The following is an 11,874-nucleotide window of genomic DNA, read 5'->3' as shown; positions in this document are numbered from 1 at the left end:
TCGGCCCCTACGGCGCGTTGCGCGCCGGCAGCCCCTGCGCCGCCCGGACCATCTGCACGAACTCGGCCCGCTCGCCGAACGGATCCTCGCCGCGTGCGCCCTGCGCCTGTTCAAGGATGTCGTTCCAGCCATAGCCCTGCGCCATCCACGGATCGCCGCGCAGCTTCTGGCCGAACGCCGCCACCGCCATGGCCCAGCGTGTGTTCTCCGGCGGCTGCGCGCTGACCCGTCCTCCGCCGCTGTTGGACAGCACATGCTGCATCAGCCGCGAGTCCCGTTCGCCTGGAAGCTTGTAGCGCACCTGGACGAAGCCGACCTCGCCGTCCGGATCGCCGCCGCCGGTTCCGAGGCTGTTGCGGTTCTCGGGATAGCGGCGATCGGGAATCTGGCTCGGCCCGCCGACGGGCGTGATCTCGTACAGGGCCGTGACCGACGCGCCGGATCCGACCTCGCCCGCGTCGATGCGGTCGTTGTTGAAATCCTCCTCGTTCAGCAGCCGGGTCTCGTATCCGATCAGCCGGTATTCGCTGACCCGCGCCGGGTTGAACTCGACCTGGATCTTGACGTCGTCGGCGATGGGGAAGGCGCCCCGGTCGAAGGCCGGTCCGAACAGCCGTCGCGCCTCGTTCAGGTCGTCGACATAGGCCGCCACGCCGTTGCCGGCCTGGGCGATCGTCTGCATCCGGGCGTCCTGGTAGTTGCCGCGCCCGAAGCCGTAGACCGACAGATAGATGCCCGTCCCGCGCTTGGCGGCGACATAATCCTCGATCCGCTGGTTGTCGGTGACGCCGACGTTGAAGTCGCCGTCGGTGAACATGAGGATGCGGTTGACCTTGTCGCGGCCGAAGGCGGCCTCGGCCTGCTGATAGGCGTTGACCATGCCCTGCGCCCCGGCGGTCGAGCCGCCTGCGTTCAGCGTTTCGACGGCGCAGCGCAGCTTCAGCTTCTGGTCGCCGGGCGTCGGCCCGACCGCCGTGCCGACGTCGGACGCATAGAAGGTGACGGCCACCCGGTCCTGGGGTCGCAGCCGGTCGATGATCAGGTTCATCGACTTTTTCGCCAGCGCCAGCTTGTCCGGCGTCTGCATCGAGCCCGAGACGTCGACCATGAAGGTCAGGTTCAGCGGCCGCCGCTCGCCCTCGGGCAGCTCATAGCCCTGCAGCCCCACATGCACGATCTGGCGGCCCGATGACCACGGCGAGGCCGCCACCGCCGTGGTGATGGCGAACGGCTGCGTCGCCGAGGTCGGGCGGTCGTAGCCATAGTCGAAATAGTTGATCATCTCCTCGACCCGCACGGCGTCCGCCGGGGGGCTGCGGCCCTCGTCGATGAAGCGTCGGACGTTGGAATAGCTGGCCGTGTCGACGTCGATCGAGAAGGTCGAGACCGGCTCGTCCGCCACCCGTTTGACCGGATTTGGCGTGGCGTCGGGATAGCGTTCGGTGTCGGGCTGCGGGCGCACGATCTGGCCGATGACGGGCGAAGGCGCAAAGGCGACCCGGTCTTCCCGCGCGGCGGGCGCGATCATATTGGCGTGCGGAACCGCCACGGGAGGCGGCGGCGCGGTCGGGGGCGGCGGAGGCGGCGGCGGGGGAGGCGGCGGCATGCCGCCGGGCTGGACGCGGCTTCCCGTAACCACCACCCGCTCCAGCGAGGTCTGGTCCGGAATGTTGAAGCCGAACGGCGCGCAGGCCGCGCGAGAGACCACGCCGTCCGACGGCTTGTCGGGATCGACCGGCCGGCCATTGGACTGGGCGACGGCCCCGGGCGCGATGGGCGACGCCAAGGTCAGGCTCATCAGCCCCGCCAAGGCCTGTTTCAGCGGAAGGACGGACATCGGCGCTTCTCCCTCGGGTTGTCAGACACGCATCAGGCCGACCCGTCTCGGGCGAAACTGTGGCGTTTCGGCGAGCCGTGTTCGACAGTCTTCGGGGTGGCGCAATCGCGCATCACCCCCCACTATCCAGCCTCGCGCCACAGGGGAGCCGGCATGCACGAGACGACCAGCATGGGCCTGGGCCACGCGGTGGCCCTGCTGGCCGCCATGGTCGTGGCCGCCACCCTGTTCCGTCGTTTCGGACTGGGCGCCGTTCTCGGCTATCTCGCCGCCGGCCTGCTGATCGGGCCGTCGGGGATCGGCGTCGTCGACGACCCCGAGGCGGTGCTGCACGTGGCCGAGTTCGGCGTCGTCATGTTCCTGTTCATCATCGGCCTGGAAATGCGGCCCGCCCGGCTGTGGAGCCTGCGCAAGGAAATTTTCGGCCTCGGCGCGGTGCAGGTCCTGGCCTGCGCCATTGTGCTGACCGGCATCGCCATGGCGGCCGGACTGGCCTGGCACGCCGCCGTCATCGCCGGCTTCGGCTTCGCCCTGTCGTCCACGGCCATCGTCATGCAACTGCTGGAAGAGCGCAACGAGAACGCCGAACCGGCGGGTCAGCGCGTCGTCTCCGTCCTGCTGTTCGAGGATCTGGCCATCGTGCCGCTGCTGGCCCTGGTCGCGGTTCTGGCCGGGACCTACGGCGCGGCGGTCGAAACCGGCAACCCGATCTGGATGACCATAGGTCTCGCGGTCGCCGCCGTGGCCCTGGTCTATGCCGCCGGCCGTTGGGTGGTGAACCCGTTCTTCCGCCTGCTGGCCCGCTACGGCGGCCGCGAGGTCATGACCATGGGCGCCCTGTTCGTGGTGCTTGGCGCGGCTTACGCGATGAATCTCGGAGGCCTGTCCATGGCCATGGGCGCCTTCCTGGCGGGCGTCCTGCTGTCGGAATCGACCTTCCGCCACCAGCTCGAGGCCGACGTCGAGCCGTTCCGCGGTCTGCTGCTGGGCCTGTTCTTCCTCAGCGTCGGCATGTCGCTGGATCTGCGCGTCGTCGTCGCCGACTGGGCCTGGGTGCTGGGCGGTCTGGCGGCCTTCATGACCGCCAAGATGGCCGCGGTCTACGCCGTGGCCCGGTTGAGACAGAAGCACGGCGAAGGCCTGCTGCGCGCCGCCCTGATGGGCGAGGGGGGCGAGTTCGCCTTCGTCCTCTATTCCACCGCCTTCGCCCTCGGCCTGTTCGACGCCCGCACCGCCGCCATCCTGTCCGCCATCGTCATCCTGTCCATGGCCCTGACTCCGCTCCGGGTCATGCTGGCCGACCGGCTGCGGCCGGACGAGTCCCTGTCGGCGGACGAAGCCGATGGCGTGGATCATGCCCGCGACCTGCGCGAGCGGGTGCTGATCATCGGCTTCGGCCGGTTCGCCCAGGTCGTCTCCCAGCCCCTTCTGGCCCGCGACGTCGACGTCTCCATCATCGACACCGACATCGAGATGATCCAGGCCGCCGGCAATTTCGGCTTCAAGGTCTATTACGGCGACGGCTCCCGCCTCGACGTGTTGCGCGCTTCCGGGGCCGAGAAGGCCGAAACCATCCTCGTCTGCGTCGACAAGCCCGAGGTCGCCGACCAGATCGTCTCGGTGGTCAAGGAGGCCTTTCCCCTGACCAAGCTGTTCGTCCGCGCCTACGACCGCGGCCATTCGCTGCGCCTCGTCCAGGCCGGGGTGGAATACCAGCTGCGCGAGACCTTCGAGAGCGCCCTGGTGTTCGGCTACCAGGTGCTGATCGACCTCGGCTTCACCGGCGAGCAGGCGCGCGAGACCATAGACGACGTCCGCCGCCGCGACGAGGAGCGGTTCACCCTGCAGCTGTCCGGCGGCCTCCAGGCCGGACGCGCCCTGATGCGCGGCAACCTCAGCTCGCCCCAGCCCGCGCCTTACATCAAGCCCCGCCGCGAGGGTCAGGCCCTCAACGAGGAGGCCGCCGAGGCGCTCGAGGACGACGAGGAGCGGCAGAAGACGGGGGCGTGATCAGGCCGACGGCCGCCCCGCCCAAGGCAGGGGTTCGTTGCGCGAGAAGCGGCGCGTCCACGGGTGCACCTCCGCCGCGAAGACGCCCAGGGTGACCGCCGGGTCGGCGTCGGTGATCCTTTGCGCCTCCGCCGCGTCGGCGGCGATGATCAGGGCCAGACCGCCTTCGGGTCCGATCGCCCCGCCCGCGTAAAGGATCCCGGTGTCGAACAGGCCCTGCATATAGACGAGGTGTGGTCGCAGATTCTGTCCGCTCATGGGCTGCCCGTCGCGCCAGGCCGGTCCCCGGCGGTAGACGATGGCGTAGACTGTGTTGCCGGCCGGCGTCTGCGCGGTTGCGGCGAAGGGGGCGGCCACGGAGGCCAGGCCCGAAAGCATCAGAAAAAGGCGGCGTTTCATGCCGGTCTCCTGTGGGCCGCGCTGGCGGACAAGGTAGAAGAAGCCGGTCCTCGCCGGCAGGCAACCGAGGAATGCCGATGGCCGGTCCGGCCCCGGCATTGGTGACGGCCCGCCTTTCGGTGTAGAAGCCGCCCGCCATGAACCGCCGCCTCTCGATCGCGCCCATGATGGACTGGACCGACCGGCACTGCCGGGCGTTCCATCGCGCCCTGACGGCTGAGGCTCTGCTCTATACCGAGATGGTCACGGCGCCGGCGATCCTGCACGGCGATCACCAGCGCCTGCTGGGCTTCGACGCGGTCGAGCATCCGGTGGCGCTCCAGCTGGGCGGCTCCGATCCCGACCAGTTGGCCGAGGCCGCCCGTATCGGCGAGGCCTTCGGCTATGACGAGATCAATCTGAACGTCGGCTGCCCGTCCGACCGGGTCCAGTCCGGCCGGTTCGGCGCCTGTTTGATGCGCGAGCCGCAGCTGGTCGCCGACTGCATGGCCGCCATCAGGGGCGCGGTCGGCGTGCCCGCCACCGTCAAATGCCGCATCGGCGTCGACGATCAGGACCCGCAGGTCTCGCTGTTCGAGACCGTCGACGCCTGCGCCGCCGCCGGGATCGACACCTTCATCGTCCACGCCCGCATGGCCTGGCTGAAAGGTCTGTCGCCCAAGGAGAACCGCGACGTGCCGCCGCTGGACTATGCGCTGGTCCGCCGGCTGAAGCGCGAGCGGCCGCATCTGTCGATCTCCATCAATGGCGGCATCGCCTCGCTGGACGAGGCCGAGGCGCATCTGGATGACGGCGATGGGGTCCAGCTGGACGGCGTCATGCTGGGCCGCGCCGCCTATCACGAGCCCGCCATCCTCGGCCAGGCCGACCGCCGCCTGTACGGCGCCTCCACGCCTGACGTCGACGCCTTCACCGCCATCGACCGCTACCGTCCCTATATGGCCGCCCGTCTGGCGGAGGGCGTGCATCTGGCGGCCATGACCCGCCACATGCTCGGCCTCATGCACGGCCGCGCCGGCGCCCGCGCCTTCCGCCGCATCCTGACCGTCGAGGCCATCCGGCCGGGCGCGGGTCTCGACGTCGTGGACCGCGCGGTGGAGGCCGTGCGCGAGGCGGAATCCCGGCTGGAGCGGCGCGGCGAAGCGGCCTGATGCAATCGAGTCACAGGCCATCCCGATCTCGCCGTCATCGGAGTTAACGGCGGAACGGCGCGGCGCCGCTTCGCATTGGTTGGGCAGGAGGCGTCATCCATGACCAAGACCCCCACTGGCAAACCCGACTTGCGCCTCGTCGCGGCCGAGGCCGAAATCTACAATCTGATGCGCGCGCCCGAGACGACCACCGAACGCGTCAAACGCCTGCAGATGGAAGCCCGGGCCCTGGCCGTGGAACAGGTCGAGGCGCTGGAAAAGGTCCTGATGCAGGCCTCGGCCATGGCGAAGGAGATCGCCGAAGGCGGCGACGCCTATCCGGTCGGCGCCCGCGAACTGGCCGGTCGTCTGTCTGCGGACCTGCCGGTCAAGGCCGAGACGCTCAAGGCCATCGTCGGCCGCGCGATCGGCTAGGCGGGCCGGGGCTCGTTCCGGTCGCGGATGCGCCGCGCCAGCCGGAACACCAGCACCGCGAAGACGACCATCACGATCGGGATCAGGATCGGCGCCAGGAAGGCGATGATCACCGTCAGGAAGGCCAGGAAGTCCTCGATCAGCGAGACGACCGGATTGCCGATCCCCGCTGTCGTCGCCGTCGATCCGACCCGCACCCCCGTCTGCGCCGCGTTGAACGCCAGCGCCGCCGGCGCGCCGACGATGATCCCGGCGATGGCCGCCGCCGTCGGGTCAACGCCCCAGAAGACGCTGCCTGCCGCCACCGCCCCGGCGACCGGCCGGGTGACATAGCCGACGGCGTTCAGCGCATGATCGACCGCCGGGATCTTGTCGCCCGCGAACTCGGCGACCGTCGCCGTGGTCAGGGCCGCTATGGCGGGCCACGACACCAGCCAGTCCATCTGGTCGATCAGACGCACGCCGAACATCTCGAACCGCGCCGCCAGCGCCAGCATCAGCAGCGGCAGGAAGGTCCGCAGCCCGGTCGCCGACGCCAGTCCCAGCCCCAGCAGGGCGGGCAGGACCCAGGTCTGCAGCGGCCCCGCGGCGGCGCTGACGGAAGACAGGTCGAGGTCGGGCATGGGGCGGCTCCGTTTCGTCGAACATGACAATGCCCGGGAACGCCTGACCGCTCCATCGGCTTTCCCATCGGTCAGACAAAGGAGCCTGCAATGGACGACCGTTTCGAACCCCGCGCCGAAAAGATCGCCGATCAGGAGCGGAAGATTCAGGCGGAGATCGACGCGAAGGCCGGCGAGTCCGGCGAGGCGGCGGAAAAGGCCGTTCAGGCCGGCGCCCGCGAATATCCGGCGCCGCCCTTCCCGGAACAGCACCAGACCAAGCCCGGCGACGAGGCCGCTCTTGATCCCGCGCCGATGTACGACGCCCCTTTCTGGAAGGGCTCGGGCAAGCTGGAGGGCATGGCCGCCATCATCACCGGCGGGGACAGCGGCATCGGCCGCGCCGTCGCCGTCCTGTTCGCCCGCGAGGGCTGCGATGTGGCCATCTGCCATCTCGACGAGGACAAGGACGCCGCAGAGACGAAAGCCGCCGTCGAGGCGGAGGGGCGCAAGGCGATCGTGCTGAAGGGCGACGCCGCCGATCCCGCCTTCTCGCAGGCCGTGGTCCGGGCGACGATGGACGCCTTCGGCCGGCTCGACGTCGTCGTCCCCAACGCCGCCTTCCAGGAACATGTCGAGGCGCTGGAGGACCTGACCCTCGAGCATTTCGACCGCACGCTGAAGACCAATCTCTACGGCTATTTCAACCTTGTGAAAGCGGCGGTTCCGCATCTGAAACCGGGGGCGTCCATCGTCATGACGGGCTCGGTCACCGGCATCATGGGCAATGAGAACCTGCTCGACTATTCGATGACCAAGGGGGGCATCCACGCCTTCGCCCGTTCGCTGGGCACGCATCTGTCGCAGAAGGGCATCCGGGTGAACGTCGTCGCGCCCGGCCCGGTCTGGACGCCGCTGAACCCGGCCGACCAGCAGGCGGACAAGGTCTCCCAATTCGGTTCGAAGACGGTGATGAAACGCCCGGCCCAGCCCGAGGAAATCGCGCCGGCCTTCGTCTTTCTCGCCTCGCCCCAGATGTCGAGCTACATCACCGGCGAGGTCCTGCCGATCATCGGCGGCTACGGCGGGGGCTGATCCCCCGCCCTCAGGCGAGGATGTCGTCGAACTCGCGGCGCCGTTTCAGCCACGCAACGGCGTAGCTGCAGCGCGGGTTCAGCTTCAGATTTTCGGCCCGCGCATGTTCGGCCAGGGCCTGCATGAACTGTCCGGCCGCGCCCGACCCGCGCAGGGCGGGATCCGCCTCGACGTGGAGAATCACGCGCGTCGAACCCTGCACCGCATAGTCCGCGAAGACCGTCCGCAACTGGCCGTCGGCATCCGTGAAACCCTGCTCGAACCTCTGTTCGTCTCGAACATCGCGGAACTCGGTCATCTGGATACTCTCTGTCTGGAAGCGGACAGTGGGCCAACACAGCGGCCGTAAGGGCGTTCCCCGTCGATCAGGGAAATGCGGGTTTTCACGTGGCGCGTGGCTGTCGCGCCTCAGGCGGTCAGGGCGCCTTGTCCTCGAACAGGCGGATCAGACCGATGATGCTCTTGATCGTGAACCAGACGGTCAGGAAGAACAGCGCCAGGCCCAGCAACAGCCCCAGCGGCACCAGCACGATCCCCGTCACCGGGGCGGCGAAGAAGCTGACGCCGCAGATGATGATCGCGACCCACAGCAGGATCGTCCACCAGAACACCGACCAGAACAGACCGATCTGGGCCTCGATATGGGCCCGCGCCACGCCCGTTGCACCGCTGCGTCCGGCATAGGCGACGATCAGGCCGACGATGACCAGCAGGTTCGCGCTGGGCAGCGACAGGATGTACAGGCCCCAGGCGATCAGGGCCGCCGGCTTGCCCTCGGACTCATGGCCGGGGCGGGGTTCGATCGCCTTGCCTTCCACGGGGTTCGCATCGGCCATCGGTCGTCCTTCCGTCAGATCCACCAGCCGCGCGGATCGGCGATCGCACGGCCGGACTTCAGGGCCCAAACGCCCGAGGCGCCGCGAAGCACCAGCCACAAGGCCAGAAGGAACAGAATCGGCACGCCCAGGGCGAAGGGCGCCGCCAGCAGGATCAGGCCCGCCACCGCCGCGACGGCCGCGGTCCACAGGGTCCGCTGCTGATAGATGAAGTGCGAGCGCGACAGCGCGTCCTCGGGTCCCGACCGGCCGGTGACGGCCAGCAGGCCGATCACGGCCGCCACGCCCAGCGTCGGCACCGCGAACAGGATCAGGGCGTAGACGGCGTACAGGCCCATCCCTCCGCCCGGCAGATCGGCGCCCGGATCGCGGCGACGTCGTTGCATGGGCGTCTCCGGCGTGCGCTGGAATATGGACGCGGCCTCGACGGGCGCGGGCTCGACCGGGGCGGGCGCGACGACCTCGGGTTCCGGCTGCGGCTGGACGGGGGCGGAGGTCCAGACCGTGCGCGAGGTAAAGAGATCGGGCGCCGGTTCCGGCTCGGGTCCGGGTCCGGAGGGGACCTCGGGAGGAGCCGCCGGCTGGATCTCCGGCTCGATCGCCGGCGCCGGTTCCGGGACCTCGACGGGTTCCGCCTCCGGCTCGCGCGTGCGGCCCTCCAGCGACGCCGGCGTGGCGAAGCCGATCAGGTCGTCGTGATCATCAGCGTTCGTGGGATCGCCCGGTTCGGCCATCAACGGGTCCTTGTCGTCTGGTTCAAGTAATGACGGCCCCTCGCGGCCCGCGCAACCATCAGGGCGTCAGCGCGACAGCACGACCTCGCAACCGGCTGCGGCCGCGCCCTCCAGAGCGCCCGGCTTCTCGATCCGCACGGTGCAGCGCCGCACGCGCGGGTCGGCCAGGCAGGCCGTCGCCAGCCGCTGGGCGAAGGTCTCGACCAGTCCCACATGCCCTTCGGCGACGATGGCGCGCGCCGCCGCGGCCACGGTCTCATAGTTGACCGTATCGCCCAGCCGCTCCACAGGCGCGGGCGTCAGCTCCAGGGTCACGTCGATGACCAGCCGCTGCAGCCGTCCCAGTTCGTGGTCATGGATGCCGATGCCGGCGTCGAGCGTCAGCCCGCGCACGAAGACGGCAAGTCCTTCGAGACGGGGCGCGTCGGCGCCGGACCCATCGATTCCAGGGAAGGGCAGGGGGGTCACGCTCACGGCCTACTCCACGATGTCGGGGGTTCGCCACGCCAGATGCTGACCCCCGTCGACGGCGATCATCTGGCCCGTCACCAGCTCCGCGTCCACCAGCCAGCACACGGCGGAGGCTACCGCCTCGGGACTGCCGGCGCGTTGCAGGGGAATGGCGCGGGCCTCGGCCTCGAAGTCCGCCGCGCTCTGATGCACCGAAGGCAGGGTCGGGCCCGGTCCGACGCCGTTGACGCGGATGCGCGGCGCCAAGGCCTGCGCCAGGGTCCGCGTCGCCCACCACAGGCCGTTGCGCGACAGGGCGTAGGAGATGAAGCGCGGATCGGGCTTCAACACCCTCTGGTCCAGCAGATTGACGATCGCCGACCCGTCCGGCGCCTGTTCCGCGAAGGTTTCGGCCAGCACGATCGGCGCGCGCAGATTGGTCTCGATGTGGGCGTCCCAGGTGTCTCGGCCCAGCGAACCGACCCGGTCGTCCTCAAAAACGGAGGCGTTGTTGACCAGTACGGTCAGCGGCGCGCCGATGGCGCGCGCGGCCTCGGCCACCAGCGTCCGGACCTGCGTCTCGACGGCCAGATCGGCCCTTACCGTCGCGGCCTTGCGGCCCAGCGCCCGCACTTCGTCGGCCACGGCTCCGGCCGCGTCGCCTGACGCGCGATAGTGGATGACGACGTCGAAGCCGGCCCGCGCCAGCTCAAGGGCGATCGCGCGCCCGATCCGCTTGCCGCCGCCCGTGACGAGCGCGGCGCCAGACCGGGCCGGACGGTCAGTCAACCCGGCCGAACTCGATGAAGTTGATGGCGGCCAGAACCGCGACGAAGCCGAGGATGATGTAGAGGGCCAGCATGGAAAGCTCCTTGAACGCTGTCCGCATTAACGGCCCGCGCCTCGCTATTCAAGAACGCGCGACCGCCCGCGGCCGACGGCGGACCACGACCACGCCGGCGAGCGACGGAAGCGGCGACCCATGGCCGTGAAAGTCACACAGGCCACTCTTGAAAGGAGCCCCCGGATGCTCATCCCCCGCCGTGTGCTTCTGGGGCTGGCCCTCGCGGCGAGCCTGACGCCCCTGAAAGCGGTCGCGCAAGGCGTTTCGGGCCGGGCCCGCGCCATTTCCTTCGGAAGCCACCCGCTTCAGACCCTCGACCTCTATCCCGGTCCCGACGAGGGAGCCGTCCTGCTGTTCGTGCACGGGGGCGGCTGGAGCCGGGGCGAACGGGGCATGGTCCATGACCTGCCGGCGTATGCGGCCCGCCATGGGCTGACCCTGGCCTCCACCTCGTACCGGCTGGTCCCGGAGGTCAGCGCGCGGGAGGCGGCCGCGGATGTCGCCGCCGCCGTCGCCCGCCTGAAACAGGACCTTCCCGGCCGCCCCCTGTTTCTGATGGGCCATTCGGCGGGTGCGCACCTCGCCGCCCTGGTCGGAGTCGATCCCGACTATCTCGGCGCGCATGGGCTGGCCCCTGCCGCCATCGCCGGCGTCATACTGCTGGACGGGGCGGGCTATGACGCCACGGGCGATCGGGGCGGCGGGATGGTCGGGCGGGCGCTGGGCCGGATGTATGAACAGGCGTTCGGCGCCGCCGCCGCCGCCCTGTCGCCGACGCTGCGGGTCGGACCCGGCCGGGTCTACCCGCCGTATCTGATCTTCCATATCGCCAGCCGACGGGACTCCGCCGCCCAGAGCCGGGGTCTGGCCGAGGCCCTGGTCCGCGCCGGCGGCCGCGCCGAAGTCGTCGTCGCGCCGGACGACAGCCATCGCGGGATCAACGTCGGCTTCGGCGCACCCGGTGATCCGGAGGGGGAGCGCGCCGCCCGCTTCATCGCCGCGGAGTCCTGACGTCTCGCGCGAGCTGGCGGAGGCGTGCTAGCGGTTCCGTCATGAACCCCGCCCTCTTCTCCATCATCGCCGTCGTCCTCGCGGGCGGGGCCACCGCCCTTCAGGCCCCGACCAACGCGAAGCTGATGGGCGCCATGGGCTCGCCGGTGAACGCCGCCTTCGTCTCCTTCGCCGTCGGCACGGCGGCGCTGGGCATCGTCGCCATGGTCCTGCAGACCCGGCCCGACGTCGCGGCCGCCCGCGCCCTGCCTTGGTACGCCTGGGTCGGCGGCCTGTACGGCGCGATCTTCGTGGTCGCCGCGGCCTGGGGCGTGCCGCGCCTCGGCGTCGCCATGACCATCACCCTGATGGTCGCCGGTCAGCTGCTGGTCGGCCTGATCCTCGACCATTTCGGCGCCTTCGGCATGCCGCAGCAGCCGATCAGCCTGGGCCGCGCCGCCGGTGTGGTGCTGGTGCTCGCCGGCGTCCTTATGGTCCGCCGCTTCTAGGCC

14 protein-coding genes are annotated in these 11,874 nt (G+C 70.0%); 6 read left to right on the top strand and 8 right to left on the bottom strand.

Features of this window, described 5'->3' with window-relative positions:
- Positions 1 to 7 precede the first annotated feature (7 nt).
- The gene (locus BrevBR_RS11785; RefSeq protein ID WP_340001062.1) at positions 8 to 1,837 is read right to left on the bottom strand and encodes a vWA domain-containing protein; all 1,830 of its coding nucleotides are present in this window, start codon (positions 1,835 to 1,837) and stop codon (positions 8 to 10) included.
- A 153-nt stretch (positions 1,838 to 1,990) separates the two neighbouring features.
- On the opposite strand from BrevBR_RS11785, the gene BrevBR_RS11780 reads away from it, so the two are divergent.
- Positions 1,991 to 3,847: a monovalent cation:proton antiporter-2 (CPA2) family protein gene (locus BrevBR_RS11780; RefSeq protein ID WP_340001060.1), complete on the top strand. Its 1,857-nt coding sequence runs from the start codon at positions 1,991 to 1,993 to the stop codon at positions 3,845 to 3,847.
- On the opposite strand, the gene BrevBR_RS11775 is transcribed toward BrevBR_RS11780, so the two are convergent.
- Positions 3,848 to 4,246 carry a YciI family protein gene (locus BrevBR_RS11775; protein ID WP_340001059.1) on the bottom strand — a complete coding sequence of 133 codons (399 nt, stop codon included), beginning with the start codon at positions 4,244 to 4,246 and terminating at the stop codon, positions 3,848 to 3,850.
- A gap of 137 nt (positions 4,247 to 4,383) precedes the next feature.
- On the opposite strand from BrevBR_RS11775, the gene dusA reads away from it, so the two are divergent.
- Together dusA and BrevBR_RS11765 are read left to right on the top strand one after the other, a co-directional pair.
- Positions 4,384 to 5,397, top strand: coding sequence for a tRNA dihydrouridine(20/20a) synthase DusA (gene dusA, locus BrevBR_RS11770; RefSeq protein WP_340001058.1), 1,014 nt, complete (start codon positions 4,384 to 4,386; stop codon positions 5,395 to 5,397).
- Between the two features lie 99 nt (positions 5,398 to 5,496).
- Positions 5,497 to 5,811 carry a hypothetical protein gene (locus tag BrevBR_RS11765; RefSeq protein ID WP_332638657.1) on the top strand — a complete coding sequence of 105 codons (315 nt, stop codon included), beginning with the start codon at positions 5,497 to 5,499 and terminating at the stop codon, positions 5,809 to 5,811.
- Here BrevBR_RS11765 and BrevBR_RS11760 read toward each other — a convergent pair.
- On the bottom strand, positions 5,808 to 6,434 hold the full coding sequence (locus BrevBR_RS11760) for a DUF4126 domain-containing protein (protein WP_332638656.1): 627 nt from the start codon (positions 6,432 to 6,434) through the stop codon (positions 5,808 to 5,810). The two genes, BrevBR_RS11765 and BrevBR_RS11760, sit on opposite strands and share 4 nt — an antisense overlap.
- A 90-nt stretch (positions 6,435 to 6,524) precedes the next feature.
- On the opposite strand from BrevBR_RS11760, the gene BrevBR_RS11755 reads away from it, so the two are divergent.
- Positions 6,525 to 7,508 (top strand): SDR family oxidoreductase, encoded by a 984-nt coding sequence (locus BrevBR_RS11755; RefSeq protein WP_340001057.1) that lies wholly within the window; start codon positions 6,525 to 6,527, stop codon positions 7,506 to 7,508.
- Between the two features lie 10 nt (positions 7,509 to 7,518).
- Here BrevBR_RS11755 and BrevBR_RS11750 read toward each other — a convergent pair whose 3' ends face one another.
- From BrevBR_RS11750 to BrevBR_RS11730, 5 genes are all read right to left on the bottom strand, one after another.
- Positions 7,519 to 7,806 (bottom strand): GNAT family N-acetyltransferase, encoded by a 288-nt coding sequence (locus BrevBR_RS11750; RefSeq protein WP_332638654.1) that lies wholly within the window; start codon positions 7,804 to 7,806, stop codon positions 7,519 to 7,521.
- A 118-nt stretch (positions 7,807 to 7,924) separates the two neighbouring features.
- Positions 7,925 to 8,344 carry a hypothetical protein gene (locus BrevBR_RS11745; protein ID WP_332638653.1) on the bottom strand — a complete coding sequence of 140 codons (420 nt, stop codon included), beginning with the start codon at positions 8,342 to 8,344 and terminating at the stop codon, positions 7,925 to 7,927.
- Positions 8,345 to 8,358: 14 nt separating this feature from the next.
- Complete coding sequence (locus BrevBR_RS11740) at positions 8,359 to 9,078, bottom strand: hypothetical protein (protein WP_340001056.1); 720 nt, start codon at positions 9,076 to 9,078, stop codon at positions 8,359 to 8,361.
- A 66-nt stretch (positions 9,079 to 9,144) separates the two neighbouring features.
- Positions 9,145 to 9,552 (bottom strand): dihydroneopterin aldolase, encoded by a 408-nt coding sequence (gene folB / locus BrevBR_RS11735; protein ID WP_442881295.1) that lies wholly within the window; start codon positions 9,550 to 9,552, stop codon positions 9,145 to 9,147.
- Positions 9,553 to 9,555: 3 nt separating this feature from the next.
- Positions 9,556 to 10,317, bottom strand: coding sequence for an SDR family oxidoreductase (locus tag BrevBR_RS11730; protein ID WP_332638651.1), 762 nt, complete (start codon positions 10,315 to 10,317; stop codon positions 9,556 to 9,558).
- 238 nt (positions 10,318 to 10,555) lie between these two features.
- Here BrevBR_RS11730 and BrevBR_RS11725 point away from each other — a divergent pair, with 238 nt between their 5' ends.
- Together BrevBR_RS11725 and BrevBR_RS11720 are read left to right on the top strand one after the other, a co-directional pair.
- Positions 10,556 to 11,383, top strand: a complete 828-nt coding sequence (locus BrevBR_RS11725; RefSeq protein ID WP_340001055.1) for an alpha/beta hydrolase — start codon at positions 10,556 to 10,558, stop codon at positions 11,381 to 11,383.
- 41 nt (positions 11,384 to 11,424) lie between these two features.
- Positions 11,425 to 11,871: a DMT family transporter gene (locus BrevBR_RS11720; protein WP_332638649.1), complete on the top strand. Its 447-nt coding sequence runs from the start codon at positions 11,425 to 11,427 to the stop codon at positions 11,869 to 11,871.
- The last annotated feature ends 3 nt before the right edge of the window (positions 11,872 to 11,874 follow it).

Origin of the sequence: Brevundimonas sp. BR2-1 (genome assembly GCF_037626195.1) — a bacterium.
GTDB lineage: Bacteria > Pseudomonadota > Alphaproteobacteria > Caulobacterales > Caulobacteraceae > Brevundimonas.
This window is presented reverse-complemented; position numbering and strand designations above follow the sequence as displayed.